Source organism: Acinetobacter silvestris, assembly GCF_002135235.1.
Taxonomy (GTDB): Bacteria; Pseudomonadota; Gammaproteobacteria; order Pseudomonadales; family Moraxellaceae; genus Acinetobacter; species Acinetobacter silvestris.
Genome location: NZ_NEGB01000002.1, coordinates 418,361 through 438,019, shown reverse-complemented (window position 1 = coordinate 438,019; position 19,659 = coordinate 418,361). Strand labels below are relative to the sequence as shown.

Sequence of the window (19,659 nt, the reverse complement as noted above, 5' to 3'; positions counted from 1 at the left end):
GCCTGATCTTTTATCTGATCTTTCACTTTCACCTGTTTGGTATAGATTTCTATAGGCAATGGCTTTATGTTCATTTGTAACGAATAAAACTTGACGAGCAATTTTATTTTTATCATCAAATTCAACAATTTCCTCTGTAATTGATTGATTTAATTGATTTAATTGATTTAATTGATTGATTGATTGATTGATTGATTGATTGATTGATTGATTGATTGATTGATTGATTGATTGATTGATTGATTGATTGATTGATTGATTGATTGATTGATTGATTGATTGATTGATTGATTGATTGATTGATTGATTGATTGATTGATTGATTGATTGATTGATTGATTGATTGATTGATTGATTGATTGATTGTAAAATGACTCTCTAATTATCCACCCTTTAGTATTTTTGAAATATACTCTTTTAAGTGGGTCACCATCGGTTCCTTCAAAAATTGTTACGTCAATCATAATTATCACATCGCATAATAGGTTTTTCAGGGGCGGGTTTGTTTTTCCATTAATCTAATAAACTTTTCCAATTGGTTGGTAAAAATTGAATATTATTTTCTTTAATTATCCCAGAACTAATAAGATGAACATTCTCTGAAATTAAAATTAGCTCTATAGAGGTAACATTAAAGAAAAAATTATACTTAAATTTTTTATCTTCTAATTGCTCAACTACTATATCAGTGATAAAAAACTGCCCACTAAATAAATCATTATTGATGCTTAATTTATTAATTGACGTTTTTTCAAATATGATGAATGTTTTTTCGAGTGAATATAATTCTAATTCAAAATTATAATCAGAAAAAATCTGCACATATAAAATTAAATTTAAATCCATAGTGTTGGGATCATGGTCTAAGAGAAAACCAAACAATCTTGCATCGTGTAATTTAGATATTAATTCATCAAACTTGTTTATCATTGAGCTACTCCATACCCATCAAAAATTTTCTCTGTATTATATATCGATAATCAGGTGGTTGATTTTTATATCATAATATTGTCCTAGCATAAGGATTAATACATTAACCATTCTTAAATTCTAATAATTTAATATTGTCTAAACACTCTTTAATTCTATCCTTATTATTAATATCTATACTATTTATACTTGCAATATATCGTAAAAAATCAATTAAAATATCCACTTGTATTTTACTAAAATATTTCAATAACACTGTAATCAATTCATAACTATTAGCCCAACTTAGACGGAAAAGCCATGATGAAAAGCTTGCTGAATTTAATCCTTCAGAATCAGATAAAATATAAACTATAATTGCTGGAGTATAAAATAAATATGCTTTAGGTTTTAAATAGCTAAAACCTGTAGAGTAACGATCTAGATATATAAAAGGTATTTCCAATGGATTGCTAAATCGATTAGACATTTTCCTTTTTTCTGTAATTGCTTGAATCGCTTCTTGACGCTCTTCTGGTAGCCATCCACTTGTATCAATCAAATGGATTTCCTGCTTAGCCCATTCTTCTTCCGTTAAATTTAAATCAGTACGCCTTTTGTCAAAATACCAATAGCTGGTATCTGCATAATCTTCTTCTGGAAGAGTATAAGCATCACCTAAAGTAACATTCTGAAATTCTAGCTTTATTTTTCTTGATAAGATTTCTGTATTCATAACTCTTATGGTATTTTCCATATTTTCCAATTCAATAAATTCTAAAATATAATCGTAATTTAATAAATTAGATAAAAAATTTATCATTATTTCTAACTGAAAAATATTAAATTTAATGAGAACTATATTATCACCATCATCCATTAATAATCTGGATATCCATTTATCAAAAGCTACATCTTTAAAATTTTCTGGGTTTAAAATTAAATTTTTAATTAAAGCAGGTGTATAAAATACATAGGAGTTTGGCGTAATAAAATAAAAGCCATCTGCATATTTATCCAAATACCAAAAAGGAACTTCTTGCCATATTTTATATTTATTGTAAACTCTTTTTCCTTCCTCTATAGCTAGAATGAGATCATTTTTCTCTTCTCCTAATAATAAAGCACTACTTTTTATTTCATTAAATAAATTATTTTTTGAAAAATAACCTTCACTATGTGCATCGTAGGGATATTGATGAGGATACCTTCTTAAGTAGCTTGTATCTGCAAAATCTTCTTCAAGAAGGGTATAGTCATCACCTAGAGTAACATTCTTAAATGTCAGCTCTATTTGTTTTAATAATGTATCAGTATTCATATTATTGCCCTAGTAATCCTAGATATGTATTACATTCGGCTTAGTATCTAATGCGTTTTTAAGATAATTTTCTTCTGACGACTCTCTCATGCTTTATTCGCCCTCTAATGTTTAATTTGTCTAAAATTAACATAATATACCTTAAGTGAAATATTTTTTATTATTTTAAAATCAATTTCTTATAATTTTATCGGGGTCTAATCATTGGTAGTTGGGCTTTTATATTTATTTTTCACATTTTATGTAGAAATTTTTAGCCATGTTCCAAAATTTAATGAGTTAAACTAAGAAGTGCTCTTCATCATTTGATTAAAATTTTTAGAAATAAATGACTTTTGGTATCTTAGGGCGAAGTATCGGTACAACAAGAATAAACACAATGAACTATTTCAATATAAAAATCATCGACCTTGATGTAATATAAAATTAATCAAGATTATAAGTATTCAGCAAGCTGAATGATGTATAGAAAGGATCAAGGCATGCAACAAGAAGTCATCATCGTTGGCGGTGGAATGGTCGGTTTAAGTTTGGCTTTGATGTTAGCGAAAGCAAATATTGGGGTAAAACTTTTAGAAGCGGTTAAATATCCAAATTATGATGATGCTCATCTTGCACCTTATCATTCTAGTTTCGATGCACGAAATACGGCATTGTCCCGACGCAGTGTGCAAATTTATCAAAAGCTTGGTCTTTGGAGTGTATTGCAAGAATATGCGACTCCTATTTTAGAAGTGCATATTACTGAGCAAGGCAGTTTTGGTAAGGCGCGTTTATTAGCAGAACAAGAAAAAGTCGAAAGTTTTGGTCAAGTGATTGAAAATGCATGGTTAGGACGGGTTTTATTAACACAAGTTCGTCAGCAGCCCTTGATTGAGCTGATTGATGGTGTGCATGTGACCTCACTTAAGCAAGATGCTGAATATGTCTATATCGAAGCAACACGTGAGGGCGAGTTCATTCATCCATTAAAATCCAAATTAGTGATTGCAGCAGATGGCCGAGATTCATTCTGTCGTCAAGCTTTGGGTGTAGGTGTGAATATACATGATTATGATCAAGTTGCAATCGTGACCGCTGTACAAACTTCTAAACCGCATAGACAGGTGGGGTTTGAGCGTTTTAGTCCACTGGGTCCTTTAGCATTGTTGCCACTTCCAGGTGAATGCCGTCGTTCAGTGGTTTGGCCTGTGAAGAAAGGCACTGAGCATGAGTGGTTAGGTGAAGAAAATGATCAACATTTCTTAGATGCCTTACAACAAACTTATGGCGATCGTGCTGGAAAATTCATTAAAACTGGTAAACGCTTTAGTTTTCCATTGTCACAAGTACTGGCAGAGAAACAAGCCGTGGGGCGTGTCATCCTGATGGGAAATGCAGCACATACGATTCATCCTGTTGCAGGTCAGGGCTTTAATCTATGCTTACGTGATGCTGATGTCTTGGTGCGCTTTATGCAAGAGCAATTGTCTGAATCGGATGATATTGGTCAGCCTGAAATGTTGAAAGCCTATGAGCAAGCACGTTTAAGTGATCAGCAACGCGTCATTAAATTTTGTGATGCCGTAGTCCGTGGTTTTAGCAATCAAAATCCATTATTAAAGCTGATTCGAAATACTGGTCTAGTGGCTTTTGAAGTGATTCCCGGGATTAAGCCTGTGGTTGCCAATTATGCAATGGGGTTAAAAGCATGAGCCAAGTGAATCGAGCTGAAACAGGTATTTTGGATGTGGTGATTGTGGGTGGTGGCTTAGTGGGTGGGCTAACTGCATTACTTTTAGCACAGGGTGGAGTGCAAGCAACGGTACTGGATGCTGCCCCTATTTTAGATGAACAGCAGGTTTTAGCTGTGGAAAATCCCCGAGTTTTAGCCTTGAGTCAGGCCACGATTCATTTGCTTAAAACGGTACATGCTTGGGAAAAGATTGCTCGTCAGATGCCCTATACCGGTATGCAAGTTTGGAATAAAAATGGCTACGGTGAAATTAATTTTGGGCAATCATCAGAAAAATTTCCATCGGTTGAACAAAGTTTGGGTTCCATGGTTGAACCTAGTGTATTGAATTTAGCGATTCAACAAAAAATGCTGGAACAACTACAAGATTACCGTACTCAAGTCAAAGTGGTACGCGTTGAGCGAGGTGTGGGGTGTTGGATTATTCAACTCGCAGATGGAACTCAATTGAACACCAAATTGCTGATTGGTGCAGATGGTGCAAACTCTTTTGTCCGTGAGCAAGCTTTGATTGATTTAGATGTTTTAGATTATCAGCAAGCAGGTCTAACCTGTGCAATTCGAACGGCACAACCGCATCAATATGTCGCGCGTCAGATTTTTTTACCGACTGGGCCTTTAGCTTTTTTACCGATGGCAAGTTTAAATGTTGAGCAAGATCAGCATTGGATTTCTATTGTTTGGACTTTGCCCGATGATTATGCAGATGAATATGCGGCACTGGATAATAAAGAGTTTACACAATTACTAACCCGTGAAAGTCATCATATGTTAGGTGAAGTGCTTGAAGCAACCCCACGCGCGAAATTTCCCTTAAAAGCCCGTGCTGCAAAATATTACGTCAAAGAGGGTTTAGCACTGATTGGTGATGCGGCACATGTGATTCACCCCTTAGCGGGACAAGGTGTCAATATTGGTTGTTTAGATGCTGCGGTACTCTGTGATGTTTTATTGCATGATCAAAAGCGGGGTGTTTGGGCGCATGAACAGACATTGAAACGCTATGAACATACTCGAAAAGGTCAAAATGAGGCAATGATGCACGCGATGTCAGTCATTGGATGGATTGAAAGTGCGGAAGTATTTCCATTGGTTTGGGCAAGAAATTTTGCTTTAAAACAAGTCGAACAGCAGACCCTACTGAAAGATCGTTTTATGGCACAGGCAAATGGTTTTAATACATTAAAAGCTACACGTTATGCAGTCTAATTTGCTAAAGAGATATAAATTAACCATTCATTTATATAAATTAACCATTTTGATTAAAAAAGGTACATTTTTTTAGGATTAACCTCTAGAAGAATTGAGCAGAGCTTGGTACATTTCTCGGTAAAACATCACCATTATTGGGATGGTAACTTGACGTCACGAATGGGGAACTAAAGATGACAGATTCAAACGATTATGATGATAATACTGAAGACAATGCGGTAGATGATGATGAAGCGCAAGCAGCTGAAAAAGGTGCAGCGACAAGTGATTCAACTGTATCAGATGCAGATTTAGCAGAAGCAGAAACATTAACTGTGACTGCTAAAAAAAGACAGCGTGAAGCTTTAGAAGATGAAGTTGCGGCCTTTTTGGCACGTGGTGGCATCATTAAAGAAGTTCCACCGGATGAATCTGCAAAAGATTGATCATAAAAAGCATCACAAGCGTGATGCTTTTTATTGGATGATGCAAATAGGATGACCAATGCTTAAAATTTTAGGGCGTACTGATTCAATCAATGTTAGAAAAGTACTTTGGTTATGTGATGAGTTGAATCTGAACTATGAGCGTGAAGATTGGGGAAGAGGTTTTCACTCGCCTCAGTTACCTGAATTTATTAATTTGAATCCGAATGCGACGATTCCTGTTTTGATTGATCAGGACTTTGTGCTTTGGCAATCTAATAGCATTATTCGATATTTGGCGAATCAATATCATGGACGCATCTTATATTCACAGCATCCACAGCAAAGAGCACTCATTGATCAATGGATTGATTGGCAAGGAATTGAACTCAACAATAGTTGGACCTATGCCGTGATGCATTTGGTACGTCATTCGCCTTTGCATCAAGATCAGGCTTTGGTCGAAAAAAGTATTCAAACATGGACGAAAACCATGGAAATTTTAGATGCTCAATTGGCAAAGACTCAAGCCTTCGTAACAGGGCTGGAGTTTACGCTTGCAGATATTCCTATAGGCTTATCTGTTCAACGCTGGATGCTGACACCCTTTGAACATCCTCATTTAGAACATGTACAAAATTATTATAATTTACTCAGCCAACGTCAGGCATATCTGCGTTGGGGGAATAATGGGCAGAATTAATAGCGCATTGCTGTGAATCAATTTAATTAGACATCTAATAAGCATAAAAGCCTCTTTATTTTTCTCCTTTAAGGATAAATAAAAAGGCTTTATGCAAAAAGTCTATCGATCAGTCGATTTGTGGAAATAAACTGATAAATGTATATTTAGAGAATTTTAATCGTCTTTTTGAGTAAGTTCTAAAGCACGTTGATAAGCTACTTTCTTTTTAATATTGAATAAATCTGCTGCCATTTGTGATGCCGCTTTAACCGATAAATCTTCTAGTAAACGTAACAATAATTTATCGAGTTTTTCCTGATCTAAATCTTTTTCTTCAGTTGCGCCACCAACCACCAAGACAATTTCCCCTTTCTGTTGATTGCGATCACTTTCAATGAATATAACCAATTCTGCGAGCGTCATTTTTTTGATGGTTTCAAAGGTTTTAGTAATTTCACGGGCAAAGCCAACAGGACGATCTGCACCAAAAACACTGACCATATCTTTGACACTGTCCAAAATACGATGAGGCGCTTCGTAAATGATTAGGGTTTGCGTTTCGTGTTTGAGTTTTTCCAATTGTAGCAGGCGTTGTGATTGCTTAGAGGGTAAAAAACCTTCGAAGCTGAATCGGTCACTGGGTAAACCTACAGCACTTAACGCCGCAATGGCTGCGCATGCACCAGGAACAGGAATGACACGGATACCATGTTCTTGTGCAGCACGAACAAATTTAAAGCCTGGGTCGCTAATCAATGGTGTTCCTGCATCGCTGACTAGTGCAATGCTGTCGCCATTTTTTAATTTTTCGATAAGTATATCAATTTTGTTACTTTCATTGTGATCATGGCACGCGGTGAGTGGAGTTGATATATTATGATGCTTTAATAACTGAGCAGATTGGCGTGTGTCCTCTGCCGCAATAATAGAGACAGACTTTAAAACTTCAATAGCACGAAAAGTCATATCATCTAAGTGCCCAATTGGGGTCGCTACGACAAATAATTGAGCACTCATAGGGGTTCTCCATGATCAAAAGAATAAGGTTAAGTGGTAAAAAGAAATGGCTCGTTTTTTTGCTTTTAAGCGTAACCACGAGTATTCAAGCAGAGGTCTTGGTTATTTTACCTGAATCTGGACCAATGGCGCGAGCTGGATTAAGCATTAAGCAGGGGATTATGAGTGCTTATCAATCTTCGAATGCAAATATCCCGCTTAAATTTGTAAACTCAGATCAAAAAAGTATCAAAAATATTTTAAAGCAGAATATCAGTCAAAAAACTCAGTTGATTATAGGTCCTTTGGCACGTACAGAGGTAGAAGCCCTGATTCAGGAAAATCCTCAAATTCCTGTTTTAGCCTTGAATGAAGTTAGTAAACAGCATCAGAATGTATGGCAATATAGTTTGTCTAAAGAGGATGATTCATTAGCATTGATTAATAATTTAGAAAAAGATGCGATTGATCAAATTTATATTCTACGTCAGCCAGGTACGGAAACAGATTCTTTAAGCTTTTTGAATGCATTACACAAAAAATATGCAGCAAACATTGAATTTATAGATGTAATTCCCAAAAAAATGGAAATCCATCAGGGCTTACTATTTTTAGGGAGTAATCAATGGCTGAATAGTGTGAAAGCATTACCCAAACAGCATATTTACACGGCAGCAATGGCCGTTGAAGATAGTCAGCCACTCCCTCTCGGGATTAAGTTTTGTGATGTGCCAGCAGTATATAATGCAAAATGGGATGATGTGATTCAGGCATACAAACACAATCCCACGACATTGCCTTATCAGCGATTAATCGCATTTGGCGGGGATGCATGGCATATTGCAGAGCAATTTATGGTGAATCCTAAAGTGAAAAATCTCAGCTTTAGTGGTCGGACTGGGCAGATTAAAATATTGAGTCATCGGGTGGAACGAACGCCGCAGTGTTTTGAAAATACGAAAAAAGGATTAGATTTTTTATAAATGGCGCTAAATAAAACAAAAAATCAAGCAAAACCACTCGGGCAATGGGCTGAACTCGAAGCGGTGCGGATGCTTGAACAAGAGGCTTATCGCATTGTTCAGCAGAATTTCCACAGTCGTTTTGGAGAAATAGATATTCTGGCTCAAAAAGGGCAAGAGTTGATATTTGTCGAAGTCAAAGCACGTTCAATCACCGAACGAGGACAGGCGATTGAGATGGTTACATCTTCTAAACAATTAAAAATATTTAAGACAGCATTGTATTTTATCGAAAAAAATCCTGAATTTCATGATTTTTATTATCGTTTTGATGTTTTTTGTTTTGATTTTCATCAAGTATTTGCAAAAAATATACAGCAAGATTTTTCAAAATACTCATATGATTCTCAATGGATTGAAAATGCATTTACTTTAGATGCAGACTTAATTAATCTGTGAATATAATTTACGCAGCAGTTTAAAAATTATAGAACTATTGTATTCAATAAGGAGTTTTGCGGAGTGTTTAACCGTATTGTTTTAACGATGCTTTGTGTTGCGAGTCTATCTGGTTGCGCAAGTTTTATTTCAGGTGGAACGGGTACAGCACCTGTAGGCACTGAAAGTGGTGTACGGTCTTTAGGACAAGTTTTTATTGATTCTTCTATTGAAAGAACTGCAAAAATTAATTTATATAAATTAGATAGTCGTTTTAAACAATCTCGTGTCAACATTAATAGCTTTCATAGTAATGTTTTATTAACAGGTCAAGTCCCTGATGTACATTTGAAACAATTAGCTGAAGATAATGTGCGCTCCATGAGTGATGTTAAGGCGGTACATAATTATATTACAGTTGGGAATCAAATTAGCTACAGCAGCATTATGCAAGATGCGACAACTACGGCAAATACGCGTGGTTTAATTATGAAAGCACCTGTTGTTTCAGATAATAAAGTCATGATTCATACTGAAGATGGTGTTTTATATGTATTGGGTCGCTTAAATAATCCTGAAATTACCGATTTAAATGATGTTTTACAAAAAGTCGGCAATGTAACTAAAATCGTGACGTTGATTGATAATATTGACCAACCGAGCCGCTTAGCACAAGCTTCGTCATTTACGACACCTGTTGTAGGTGGTACTCAAACAGATGTACAAACACCCGTGGCTATTGATCCTGATGCGGTAGAGTCGAGTCATAATGTTCAGTAATAAGATTTTAGATGTACAGCAGCAATTGCGAAAAAAGTATATGTTGGTTAAAGAGTTCTATCGAGATTTTCGTTTATATGACTTAGGCAGTGTAACGTTAAATAGATTAACTCCTCAAAAAGGCTATTCTATTCGTAAAAATGTGGCTTATGGTTTAAAAGCGCGTCAAAGATTAGACTTATATATTTCAGAACATACAACCTACAAGCCACTGATTGTATTTGTACACGGTGGTGCTTGGACACATGGTGATAAAAGTGCCTACAAGTTTGTGGGCGAAGCATTTACACGTTTTGGTTATGATGTCGCAGTCATGAATTACCATCTTGCACCACAACATAAATTTCCAAGCTATATTGATGATTTAGCGATCGCTTTGAGTTATCTAGAATCACAACAGTCTAAATTAGGCATTTCAACGCAAAAAATAGCTTTGATGGGACATTCTGCGGGTGCATTTAATATTGCATCATTACTGTATCATCCGCAAAGTTATGCGGTGGCTGTGAAGAAAAATATTAAGGCGATTATCGGTATTTCTGGTCCTTATCATTTTGATTATAAAGGTGATCCTTTAGCTGAAGAGGCTTTTGATCAAACGGTACCATATCAAAAAGTGATGCCTTATTATTTTGTAGAAAAAAATGAGATTCAACATTACTTGTTTGTGGCGGCAAATGATCAAGTGGTTAAAGATAGCAATACACTTGATTTACAACAAAAACTGAAAGAAGCGGGGAATCATTGTGAAATTAAAGTGATTCCGAAAACGGGCCATATTTCGATTATGGGGAGTGTTTCTAGTTTATTTAGTCGTTTTTATAAAACACGATTGGAAATTGTAAAGTCATTGGATGAGACATTAAAAAAAGATGCCTAAATTGGCATCTTTTTTATTGCGGCATATCTGTATGATGAATGATATGTTCGATCATGGCATGTGCGATACTGCCAGCAAAAGGTATTTCAGGTAACTGGTTGAATTTAAAGAACTGAGCATCACTAATTTCATCTTCTTGCAACACAATTTCACCTGATACATATTCTGCTTTAAAGGCAAGCATCAAATTACTCGGAAATGGCCAAGGTTGACTAGATAAATATTGAATATTGTTGACATGTAAGCCGACTTCTTCCAAGGTTTCTCTGCGAACAGCTTCTTCTAGCGTTTCACCAACTTCAACAAAACCTGCAATCAATCCATACATATTAGTTTGTGTCTTGGCATTTTTTGCTAATAAGAGTTCATCTTGACCACGAGTAATAACGGTGATGATACAGGGTTGTACACGCGGATATTGGTGGTAGTTACAGGCAGGACAGACCATGGCATATTCAGTTGAGTGGACTTGGGTTTCATGTCCACAATGCGAGCAAAACTTATGATTTCTGCGCCATTCCAATAATTGCACTGCACGACTGGCTTGTAAGAATTGTGCAGCAGGCCATAGAGTAATCAGATGGCGTATTGGAACAAGTTGAAACCCTTCAGGAATTGCTTCTTCTAGACCTAAGTCGCGGGCAATCACTTGATCCCCTGCATGGAAACTCAGATCACTTGCTAATTTTTCAACTTTAGGCAGTTGATAGTTGGCATCCACTAACAATTGTTGATGCTGAAAAATATAAGCAAGTGATAGTTCTGACATTAGGCAACCGCCGTTAATTTCTGACTACTGGCTGATGCAACATCAAACATGGCTTGCAGAACAGGTTGTTTGCTTTGCAAATTCTCAATCATCATATCGGCACTGGCTAAAACATCGAGGAGCAAGTTGATTTGTATATGATTTGGCTGAATGCTTTGTTGAAGATTTTTTTGTAAATAGTCTGCACTGTTTAATAGGGCTTGTTGACCATCTTTTTGTCCGAGGAACAGCAGTGCACCACTAATTTCTTTCAATTGGGATGGAATTGGCTCTAAATTGGTAATTTCACTCTCTTGAATAAATTGAATGAGTGTTTGTGTGCTTAAATCAATTAATGCCTTAGATTCAGCCAATAATGCCTGATGGGCTTCATCTAAACGATCGAGAGAGATATGCATATTGTTAACACGCAATTGCAAGCGACTTGATGTGTAATTACGTTCCAGAATACCAATAGAATTCATCGCTGATAAAATACTATTCATTAACTGCTGTGCATAATTTGGATCTTGCAACATGTTTTGTTGAGAAAGTAGATCCGCTTGTTGTTTTAATTCAGCATAGGCTTCGTTTAAGTTGAGTACTTTAAAGACATGCGCTAAATCAGTCAGTTTGGCTTTTAATTCCTGTGTTTTTTCTTCAGACATATTTTGATAGTTGTACTCAATATCATTGCGAATTTGAGTCATTTCTTCAGTAATCAACTGACTAACACTATGAATCGTATTGTAATCTGGACCATACAGATGACGACTAAATACTTGTAATTGTGTATCCGAAAGAATGTCTTCACCGACATTCATTTGTTCACGAATGTGTTGCGATGTTTCATCATCTTGGCTGATACATAGGCTTAGAACATTGGCCAAATCATTTATCGTTGGCTGAAACTCAAGCTTTGCTTTAAAGAACTGTGCGAGATTGGTTTCTATTGAAATTAAAGTTCTTAAACGAGCATCATTCAGAACTAATGTTTCAATATGGTTTAGTGCGACAAAAACGAGATTCCAATACTGTGCGCTTGGTGTATTGCTGGATAAATTGGCAAGATATGTTCCAACCAATTTGACGCCTTGTTGGTCAAGTTTGGTTTCAGCTTGCTTCAAAAATTTATTTAAGCAAATTTTATACAATTTATGAATATAAATCGATTGCTCTAATTCTGGTGCCTGCGGAAGATTGAAATCTGGCGAAACACAATCTAATAACGGAACAATAGCTTGCCCATCTTGAGTCAATGGTTTGTCTAAAGATATTTCTAAGCGATTTAAGGTGTCGTGTAAAAATTGTGGTACTTTTACTTCACGTAAACAACTAAATTCAATATAGCGTTTCAGCATCGTAGTGCCTTCGCTTAATGCGATGACATCTGGAATATGAAATTGTTGCGGATTTTGCATAATCTTACGCATGAGCTGAGCAGAGTAGTCAGCTATTTTAGCGAGATAGGGCATGTCTATTAACATTAGAACATGTGCACATTGTTCAAATTGAGCCAGTGCATCATCAATACCAAACGGTAAAGTTTGATCTTCCACTAAGCTGCTAACGACAGATTCAACCTGCTGTATTGAGTTATCGACTTCTTTTTTAATTATTAATAAAGCCGTTGGATCAAAATGAATAGAGGTTTGGTAAGACATTGATCTGCACCTTTCCTAGGTATATAAATGTTTTGTTGTAGTCTCAAAAGAGACCAAATGTTCCATGTTTTAATATAACGTAACTGCAAAATCTTTACATATAAAAACACATTTAAATTTGATTTTATTTTGCAAAAAGACAGGTTTCACTATGTTTCTCTTGAAATTGTTTGACCCAGTTCTCATGTGCAGATAATTCGTCGGATGACGGCATAATTACGGGAAGTTCAAGATTAATGGGTTGACGATATTTTTGTTCGTTGAATTGATCCTGAGTTACAGTCGAAGCATCAATATCTAATAAGACTTGACCGCCGGTCATGGCTAAGTAAACGTCGGATAAAATTTCAGCATCAAGTAATGCACCATGAAAGGTACGATCGCGTTGTGGAACTTCATAACGTCGCACTAAGGCATCAAGCGAATTTTTTTGTCCAGGATGTTTACGTTTTGCTAAAGCTAAAGTATCCGTAACTTCGCATACTTCAGATAAGGTTTGTAGGCCACTGCGTTTGAACTCCATATTTAAGAAGTTCATATCGAAAGTCGCATTATGTGCGATGATTTCTGCACCTTTTAGATAGTCAAATAAGACATCTGCAATTTCGTTATATTTAGGTTTATCTTTAAGGAAATCATCACTGATTCCATGCACATTTTCAGAGTCACCGACTGGTTTTTCAGGATTGATATAAATGTGAATTGAACTACCAGTCAGTTTGCGGTTGATCATTTCGAGCGCGCCGACCTCAATAATTCGATCACCATCTTGATAGTAAAAACCAGTGGTTTCAGTATCGAGTATTAATTGGCGCGGACCTTGTAGATCTAATGTGGCTGGCGTAATGACAATTTGCGGATGCATATTTTGAGCAAAGGAGATTAAGTTCTGTTCTGAGTTGCTCACTTCAACATCTTGTTCAAATGTTTGAGTGACTATAATCTCCTCATCAATAAGCATTTCATCTTCTAAGTCAGATTCAGCCAAATCAAAGCCGAAGGGATCATCTAGGAGCCAATCTTTTTCATCTTTTTTTTTATCTACAATATCATCAGGTTCTGCGTTATTTGTAGTCGTAACTAAAGTCCCATTTTTAATTTTGCTCAGGGTTTGTTCAACGCCTAGATTTGCCAGTTGATCCGCCATTTCATTGCCTGCATGACCTGAATGACCTTTAATCCAATTCCATTCGATGTCACGATTTTTACAAACTGAATCTAATTTTTTCCATAAGTCCGGGTTTTTAACATCTTTCCAGTTTTTCTTTTTCCAACCTTCAATCCACTCGGTAATGCCACGTTTAACGTAGATCGAATCTGTCCAAATAATGAGTTTTGCTTCTACAGGACAAAATGCAATCCCTTCTATGGCAGCAGTGAGTTCCATACGATTATTGGTGGTTTCAGCTTCTCCACCACATATTTTATGCTCGTCATTATTCCCCATGATGATATATGCGCCCCATCCACCTAGACCGGGATTACCTTTACAAGCGCCATCAACATAAAGTGTGATTGTTTGAGACATAATTTGGACCAATGCGTTGAATTTAGTGTTGAACAAACTGTTTGAAGATTTTATTGTATACTTAAATGAGCGTTTTCAGGGTGTGATCTCGAGATTTTTTAATTTCTTGTAACATTTATATGTATTAAGCACTCAATTAATGCCTTGTGTGAGTCGTTAGCTTCTCTAAAATGGCATTTATAAAATAATCTATTATATGTTGTTCGGAATCTTGTATGTATAAACCAACCACAGCAGTGTGGCATTCCTCTGCATCTGTTTTATTTAAACTTTCTCTTCTTAGTTCAGCTGTAGCAGCAATGGGTTTAGTCACAGGTTGTTCGTCGACTGCGGGTGTTACAAAGACACATAGCGCTAAACACAGTGGAATGCTCGATTCCAATAGTTTAGATTCTTTAGAAGATTTGCTTTCTGCGACAGATATGCGCGCAGTTGAAGGGGATCGCTTACTGGTTTTAAAACATGGTGATGTGTGGAAGCGCATGACGGTCGGTTTTAAAATGGATGAAACGCATTGGGATCCGCGTATTGATGCACAGCGTAGTTGGTTTGTATCGCGTCAACCGTATATTGATCGTTTGAGCGCGCGTGCTTCACGCTATTTGTATCATACGGTGAAGGAAGCTGAGCGTCGTGGTTTACCTACCGAATTAGCCTTATTGCCAATTATTGAAAGTTCTTATGATCCCGCTGCGACCAGTAGTGCAGCTGCAGCAGGAATGTGGCAATTTATTCCGAGTACAGGAAAAATTTATGGTTTAAGACAAACCACGTTATATGATGGCCGTCGTGATGTTGTTGAGTCAACGCGTGCTGCATATGAGTTTTTAGGGAGTCTATATAATCAGTTTGGTTCATGGGAATTGGCATTAGCCGCTTATAATGCGGGTCCTGGGCGTATTCAGCAGGCGATTAATCGTAATCAAGCAGCAGGATTACCTACCGATTATTGGTCACTAAAATTACCTCAAGAGACCATGAACTATGTGCCACGGTTTATTGCAGTCGCACAAATTATTAAAAAGCCGCAACAATACGGCGTAACTTTACCACCGATTGCGAATCGTCCACATTTTAGGGAAGTTTCAGTACCTGCAGGTATTCAGTTGAATCAAATTGCAACGACAATTGGATTGAGCCGTGCTGAATTGTATCAACTTAATCCTGGGCATCGTGGTGAAGTCATTGATGCCGCTAGTCCAATGCGTATTTTGATTCCTGCAGATTTAAACCCGAATATTGATACTAAAATTAAAGTTTTAAAACCAAGCTCAGAAGGCTTTTGGGCCAGTTCTACAGCTAGCAATAGTACGATGACTTCGCCAACAAGTTTAAATCCTATTGCTGTTTCGAATGTAAATAGTCAAGTGATTACTCCTGTTAAAACGACGCCACCTGTTTTAACGGCTACAACGACTATTGCGAAAACCAGTAATACTGGAAGTACAATTGGTGTAGCAGCTAAGTCAAAATCAACACCACAGGGTTCAGATGCCTTGGCTTCTTTTGCTGCGAATGCCGACATTCCAAGTGCACCACGTATTCCAGTCGCAGTGACTCAAGCAGTCAATGTCAAACCTGTTGCAATTGAACCACCGATTTCGAGTAAAGAACGTCAGCAAATAGTGGCGGCGGTAAAAGCAGAAGGTGGCAAGGAAACGGTTAAGCAAGTTTTAGAACCACAAGCAACGTCGGCTGAAAAAGAAGAAGTTGTACAAGAAATTAAAGCGATTGCACCACAAGGTACTGAAATTGTAGATCCTTTTGATGGAAAAATTAAATTAACAGCAATTCAAACCAGCCAGTCAGTTGCTCAACAGCAAGGTAAGGGTAATTCGGTAGGTTTTGCGTACCCTAAAGGGCTTGCTGAAAACACCTCGAATACCTCAGTTGAAGCGAAATTAAATCGTTCGAAAGTTTTTGAAAAAACCAGTACCGAGGTTGTAGTTGTTCCACCCAAAGGCAAGCGCAGTACATATATTGTGTTGTCGGGTGACAATTTAGCTACGATTGCGGCAAAGAACGGAGTGAATTGGCGCGATATTGCAAACTGGAATCAAGTTGATCCGAATAGTACTTTGTATGTCGGAACATCATTATATTTATATGATGCTAAACCCGTCAGTGAAAATTCATCAGCGAAATCACTGAAAAAAGAAGATAAACCAAGCCTATATACAGTTAAACCGAATGATAGTTTAACGGGGGTGGCAGAACAGTTTGGATTGTCTGTGCAACAGTTGGCTAATTATAATGATTTATCGGTAACGAGTAATTTATGGGTTGGTCAAAAACTGAGTTTGAAAGACAATCGTGATGATAAACTCAGCTCGATTCAAAAAACATTAACTCAAGCTGATACTGCTAAACCAATCGCGAAGATTAAAACGAAAGTTTATCTGGTTAAACGTGGCGAATATTTAAAAGTCATTGCAGATCGTTATGCATTATCCGTATTGGAGCTTGCAGATTTAACTTCTGGTTTAGATGTTAATAATAGTTTGTCCGTGGGGCAAAAAATTAATGTTCCTTTACATGAAGTGAATGAACAGACGGAAGCAAAAGCTGAAACAAAGTCACATAGTGCTAAATATGAGAATGTAAAAGCTGAAACGAATTATAAAACTGAAACTTATAAAGTTCAGCGTGGTGATACTTTATCCAGTATTGCGACACAATCGAATATGAGTCTTGCGGAATTGGCAGAGTTGAATAAGTTATCTGCATCAAAAGCCTTGATAGCAGGCCAAACGCTGAAAATTCCAGCAGGGAGTGCTCTTCCTGAGATTTATACAGTGCAATCTGGAGATAGCTTGATTGCAGTTGCCAATAAATATAATGTACAAGTCAACAAAATTGCAGATTTAAATGGGTTAACGGCAGCATCTGGCTTGTTGGTGGGGCAAAAATTAAAGTTAACCGGTGAGCCAGAACAAGTTGCAAAAGTCAAAAGTAATGTGAAAACCATCAATGAGCCTGATACACATATTGTGAAATCCGGTGAAACCCTTGCTGGAATTGCAAAAAAATACCATTTACAAGTCGCATTCTTAAGTGAGTTAAATGGTCTTTCTCGTAATAGTAATGTCAACGTTGGACAGCGCTTGAAACTGGATGGTGAATTAGCTAGCAAAATTTCTGAAAAAGAAGAGTTAAAAGTTCCTTCTAAAGTGAAGTCTAGTGCAGCAACCAAAAATACTGAGAAGTATGCGGTGCAGTCTGGTGAGTCTTTAAATGCGATTGCAAATCGTATGGGAATGTCTGTTCAGGAATTAGCTGAGTTAAATAATTTGAGTGCGAAAGCTGGGTTACAACGTGGTCAAAGTATTCTTATTCCGAAACGCGCGACTGAATACAAAATCAAAAGCGGAGATTCATTGATTCGTTTGGCGAGTAAATATGGTATGGATACCAATGAGTTGGCAGAAATGAATGAGCTTAAACCCAATACGCAATTACGTATTGGGGATATTATCAAAGTGCCAAACTTGTAATGATTGAGAACAAATATTAGGGAATAAATTGTGATGCAACAGAGATTTGCGTATGCAAAGCCAATGCTTTTCGCATATGGGGTATGTCTGTTTAGCTCAAATGTGTGGTCAGCCGTACAGACCACACCTTATATTGCGATTCATACCATGCCGAAATATGCCTCAGCACAGGTCATGCCATATGCAAATCTGAACGCCCCGAAAGGGGGTTCTATTAGCCAAGCTGGGAATGGGACTTTTGACAATCTAAATAGTATGAACGGTAAGGGAAGTTCTACCGAAGGTGTAGACTATCTGTTTGATAGCCTAATGGATCAGTCGCTTAATGAGCCTGGGGTGATGTATCCACTGTTGGCAGAGAAAGTGACTTTAGATCCTGAGCATACTCAATTTGTCATTTTTCATCTCAATCCCAAAGCAAAATTTAGTAATGGCACACCTGTAACTGCTGATGATGTTAAGTTTAGCTTTGATATGTTTCAAACTAAGGCTAATTTAGGTTTGCAAATGTATTTGTCTGACTTGGCTAAAACGCAGGTTTTATCTCAGTATGAGGTCAAAATGACCTTTAAATCAGACAATAATGCTGAAATGCCTTCGATTTTGGCGCAAATGCCAATTTATTCTAAAGCCGATTGGAAAAGTAAAGATTTTACCAAAATTACGCTACAGCCGATTTTGGGTTCTGGACCATATTTAATTGAGCGGATCGATGCTGGGCGCAGTATCAGTTATAAGCGGAATCCAAATTATTGGGGGCGTGATCTACCCGTCAATCGTGGGCGCTATAATTTTAACCGAATGAAATTTGTCTATTACAGAAGTTTGGATATCGCTTTTGAAGGGTTTAAGTCGGGACAATATACTTTACATAAAGAAAATAGCGCTCGAGCATGGGTCACCGAGTATAACTTTCCAGCGGTTAAAGCTGGAATGGTGACAAAGTATTTATCCAAAACTGAACAGCCTGTACCAACGCAAAGTTTTGTATTTAATACGCGTAGAGCTCCCTTTAATGATATTCAATTTCGCAAGGCACTGACGTATGCCTATGATTTTGAATGGCTCAATAAAGCGTTATTTTATGGAGAATATCAACGCTTACAAAGCTATTTCCAAAAGAGTGAACTTGCAGCGACGGGGCTGCCAAGTGCGGCAGAATTGGCGGTATTACAGCCTTATTTGGCAAAATTAAATCCTATTCAACGACATGGCGTGCTAGTTGATTGGAAATTTCCTGTAACGGATGGCAGTGGTTTTAATCGTAAAGGCTTATTAGAAGCGCGCCAAATTTTACTGCAAGCAGGTTATCAATATAAAAATGGACAATTGGTGGATTCAAAGGGAAAACCCATTCGTATCGAATTTTTAATTCATCAAGAAGGCTTACAACGTACTTTAATGCCTTTTGTGCGAAATTTAAAAAGATTGGGAATTCAAATTGTGATTCGACAAGTGGATGTACCGCAATATATTGAACGTAAGCGCAAAACGGACTTTGATATGACCACGGATGTGATGCCACAAACCTTGAGTCCAGGTAATGAGCAAGAGCAAATGTGGAGCAGTAAAGCTGCCGATGAAGCGGGTAATTATAATTATTCTGGCATCAAAAACCCAGTCATTGATGATGTTATTCAACAAATCATTCAAGCACCAAATCGGCAACAGTTAATTGTAAGGACTAAGGTGTTGGATCGCTTACTACGTGCGGGTTATTATAAAATTTTGACCTATGGTAGTGAAGTCGATCGATATGCATATTGGAATATGTATAGGCAACCCGCGATAAAACCAAAACTATCCTTAGGTTTGGATTATTGGTGGGTGGATCCACAGCAAGCCAAAAAAGTTGAACATTTTTTAACTAAAAAATAATACTTCGAGGTCACAAGGAACATCG

Annotated in this window: 17 protein-coding genes; 10 read left to right on the top strand and 7 right to left on the bottom strand. The window is 37.0% G+C overall.

Going from position 1 to position 19,659, the window contains the following annotated elements:
• Positions 1–167: 167 nt before the first annotated feature.
• The 3 genes from B9T28_RS05340 to B9T28_RS14995 all read right to left on the bottom strand — a co-directional run bounded on the left by B9T28_RS05340 (position 168) and on the right by B9T28_RS14995 (position 2,230).
• Positions 168–464 (bottom strand): hypothetical protein, encoded by a 297-nt coding sequence (locus tag B9T28_RS05340; RefSeq protein ID WP_086202912.1) that lies wholly within the window; start codon positions 462–464, stop codon positions 168–170.
• 49 nt (positions 465–513) lie between these two features.
• The gene (locus B9T28_RS05335; protein ID WP_086202911.1) at positions 514–930 is read right to left on the bottom strand and encodes a hypothetical protein; all 417 of its coding nucleotides are present in this window, start codon (positions 928–930) and stop codon (positions 514–516) included.
• Between the two features lie 103 nt (positions 931–1,033).
• Entirely contained in the window at positions 1,034–2,230 is a 1,197-nt protein-coding gene (locus tag B9T28_RS14995) for a DUF6714 family protein (protein ID WP_252053489.1), read from the bottom strand.
• Positions 2,231–2,712: 482 nt separating this feature from the next.
• Here B9T28_RS14995 and B9T28_RS05325 point away from each other — a divergent pair, with 482 nt between their 5' ends.
• The 4 genes from B9T28_RS05325 (at position 2,713) to B9T28_RS05310 (ending at position 6,284) form a co-directional block, all read left to right on the top strand.
• Positions 2,713–3,924 carry an FAD-dependent monooxygenase gene (locus tag B9T28_RS05325; RefSeq protein WP_086202910.1) on the top strand — a complete coding sequence of 404 codons (1,212 nt, stop codon included), beginning with the start codon at positions 2,713–2,715 and terminating at the stop codon, positions 3,922–3,924.
• Complete coding sequence (locus tag B9T28_RS05320) at positions 3,921–5,174, top strand: FAD-dependent monooxygenase (protein ID WP_086202909.1); 1,254 nt, start codon at positions 3,921–3,923, stop codon at positions 5,172–5,174. Before B9T28_RS05325 ends, B9T28_RS05320 begins: the two co-directional genes overlap by 4 nt.
• A gap of 176 nt (positions 5,175–5,350) precedes the next feature.
• Positions 5,351–5,602 (top strand): hypothetical protein, encoded by a 252-nt coding sequence (locus B9T28_RS05315; RefSeq protein ID WP_086202908.1) that lies wholly within the window; start codon positions 5,351–5,353, stop codon positions 5,600–5,602.
• Between the two features lie 58 nt (positions 5,603–5,660).
• Positions 5,661–6,284, top strand: coding sequence for a glutathione S-transferase (locus tag B9T28_RS05310; RefSeq protein ID WP_086202907.1), 624 nt, complete (start codon positions 5,661–5,663; stop codon positions 6,282–6,284).
• Positions 6,285–6,440: 156 nt separating this feature from the next.
• Here B9T28_RS05310 and rsmI read toward each other — a convergent pair whose 3' ends face one another.
• On the bottom strand, positions 6,441–7,283 hold the full coding sequence (gene rsmI, locus B9T28_RS05305; RefSeq protein ID WP_086202906.1) for a 16S rRNA (cytidine(1402)-2'-O)-methyltransferase: 843 nt from the start codon (positions 7,281–7,283) through the stop codon (positions 6,441–6,443).
• A gap of 11 nt (positions 7,284–7,294) precedes the next feature.
• On the opposite strand from rsmI, the gene B9T28_RS05300 reads away from it, so the two are divergent.
• The 4 genes from B9T28_RS05300 (at position 7,295) to B9T28_RS05285 (ending at position 10,322) form a co-directional block, all read left to right on the top strand.
• Complete coding sequence (locus B9T28_RS05300; protein ID WP_086202905.1) at positions 7,295–8,245, top strand: penicillin-binding protein activator; 951 nt, start codon at positions 7,295–7,297, stop codon at positions 8,243–8,245.
• Positions 8,246–8,683: a YraN family protein gene (locus B9T28_RS05295; RefSeq protein ID WP_086202904.1), complete on the top strand. Its 438-nt coding sequence runs from the start codon at positions 8,246–8,248 to the stop codon at positions 8,681–8,683.
• Positions 8,684–8,770: 87 nt separating this feature from the next.
• On the top strand, positions 8,771–9,442 hold the full coding sequence (locus tag B9T28_RS05290) for a BON domain-containing protein (RefSeq protein WP_434057120.1): 672 nt from the start codon (positions 8,771–8,773) through the stop codon (positions 9,440–9,442).
• The gene (locus B9T28_RS05285) at positions 9,432–10,322 is read left to right on the top strand and encodes an alpha/beta hydrolase (protein ID WP_086202902.1); all 891 of its coding nucleotides are present in this window, start codon (positions 9,432–9,434) and stop codon (positions 10,320–10,322) included. The genes B9T28_RS05290 and B9T28_RS05285 overlap by 11 nt, the downstream gene beginning before the upstream one ends.
• A gap of 13 nt (positions 10,323–10,335) precedes the next feature.
• On the opposite strand, the gene nudC is transcribed toward B9T28_RS05285, so the two are convergent.
• The 3 genes from nudC to dnaQ all read right to left on the bottom strand — a co-directional run bounded on the left by nudC (position 10,336) and on the right by dnaQ (position 14,262).
• Positions 10,336–11,091, bottom strand: a complete 756-nt coding sequence (gene nudC, locus B9T28_RS05280; protein ID WP_086202901.1) for an NAD(+) diphosphatase — start codon at positions 11,089–11,091, stop codon at positions 10,336–10,338.
• On the bottom strand, positions 11,091–12,734 hold the full coding sequence (locus tag B9T28_RS05275) for a chemotaxis protein (RefSeq protein WP_086202900.1): 1,644 nt from the start codon (positions 12,732–12,734) through the stop codon (positions 11,091–11,093). The genes nudC and B9T28_RS05275 overlap by 1 nt, the downstream gene beginning before the upstream one ends.
• 124 nt (positions 12,735–12,858) lie before the next feature.
• Positions 12,859–14,262 (bottom strand): DNA polymerase III subunit epsilon, encoded by a 1,404-nt coding sequence (gene dnaQ, locus B9T28_RS05270; RefSeq protein ID WP_086202899.1) that lies wholly within the window; start codon positions 14,260–14,262, stop codon positions 12,859–12,861.
• A gap of 215 nt (positions 14,263–14,477) precedes the next feature.
• On the opposite strand from dnaQ, the gene B9T28_RS05265 reads away from it, so the two are divergent.
• Both B9T28_RS05265 and B9T28_RS05260 read left to right on the top strand, forming a co-directional pair.
• Entirely contained in the window at positions 14,478–17,756 is a 3,279-nt protein-coding gene (locus tag B9T28_RS05265; RefSeq protein ID WP_086202898.1) for a LysM peptidoglycan-binding domain-containing protein, read from the top strand.
• 33 nt (positions 17,757–17,789) lie between these two features.
• Positions 17,790–19,634 (top strand): extracellular solute-binding protein, encoded by a 1,845-nt coding sequence (locus tag B9T28_RS05260; RefSeq protein WP_086202897.1) that lies wholly within the window; start codon positions 17,790–17,792, stop codon positions 19,632–19,634.
• Positions 19,635–19,659 lie beyond the last annotated feature (25 nt).

Bases quoted from the DNA above. Each gene is read 5' to 3' on its own strand.
- B9T28_RS05340 (WP_086202912.1), bottom strand. From the start codon at position 464: ATGATTGACGTAACAATTTTTGAAGGAACCGATGGTGACCCACTTAAA.
- B9T28_RS05335 (WP_086202911.1), bottom strand. From the start codon at position 930: ATGATAAACAAGTTTGATGAATTAATATCTAAATTACACGATGCAAGA.
- B9T28_RS14995 (WP_252053489.1), bottom strand. From the start codon at position 2,230: ATGAATACTGATACATTATTAAAACAAATAGAGCTGACATTTAAGAAT.
- B9T28_RS05325 (WP_086202910.1), top strand. From the start codon at position 2,713: ATGCAACAAGAAGTCATCATCGTTGGCGGTGGAATGGTCGGTTTAAGT.
- B9T28_RS05320 (WP_086202909.1), top strand. From the start codon at position 3,921: ATGAGCCAAGTGAATCGAGCTGAAACAGGTATTTTGGATGTGGTGATT.
- B9T28_RS05315 (WP_086202908.1), top strand. From the start codon at position 5,351: ATGACAGATTCAAACGATTATGATGATAATACTGAAGACAATGCGGTA.
- B9T28_RS05310 (WP_086202907.1), top strand. From the start codon at position 5,661: ATGCTTAAAATTTTAGGGCGTACTGATTCAATCAATGTTAGAAAAGTA.
- rsmI (WP_086202906.1), bottom strand. From the start codon at position 7,283: ATGAGTGCTCAATTATTTGTCGTAGCGACCCCAATTGGGCACTTAGAT.
- B9T28_RS05300 (WP_086202905.1), top strand. From the start codon at position 7,295: ATGATCAAAAGAATAAGGTTAAGTGGTAAAAAGAAATGGCTCGTTTTT.
- B9T28_RS05295 (WP_086202904.1), top strand. From the start codon at position 8,246: ATGGCGCTAAATAAAACAAAAAATCAAGCAAAACCACTCGGGCAATGG.
- B9T28_RS05290 (WP_434057120.1), top strand. From the start codon at position 8,771: ATGCTTTGTGTTGCGAGTCTATCTGGTTGCGCAAGTTTTATTTCAGGT.
- B9T28_RS05285 (WP_086202902.1), top strand. From the start codon at position 9,432: ATGTTCAGTAATAAGATTTTAGATGTACAGCAGCAATTGCGAAAAAAG.
- nudC (WP_086202901.1), bottom strand. From the start codon at position 11,091: ATGTCAGAACTATCACTTGCTTATATTTTTCAGCATCAACAATTGTTA.
- B9T28_RS05275 (WP_086202900.1), bottom strand. From the start codon at position 12,734: ATGTCTTACCAAACCTCTATTCATTTTGATCCAACGGCTTTATTAATA.
- dnaQ (WP_086202899.1), bottom strand. From the start codon at position 14,262: ATGTCTCAAACAATCACACTTTATGTTGATGGCGCTTGTAAAGGTAAT.
- B9T28_RS05265 (WP_086202898.1), top strand. From the start codon at position 14,478: ATGTATAAACCAACCACAGCAGTGTGGCATTCCTCTGCATCTGTTTTA.
- B9T28_RS05260 (WP_086202897.1), top strand. From the start codon at position 17,790: ATGCAACAGAGATTTGCGTATGCAAAGCCAATGCTTTTCGCATATGGG.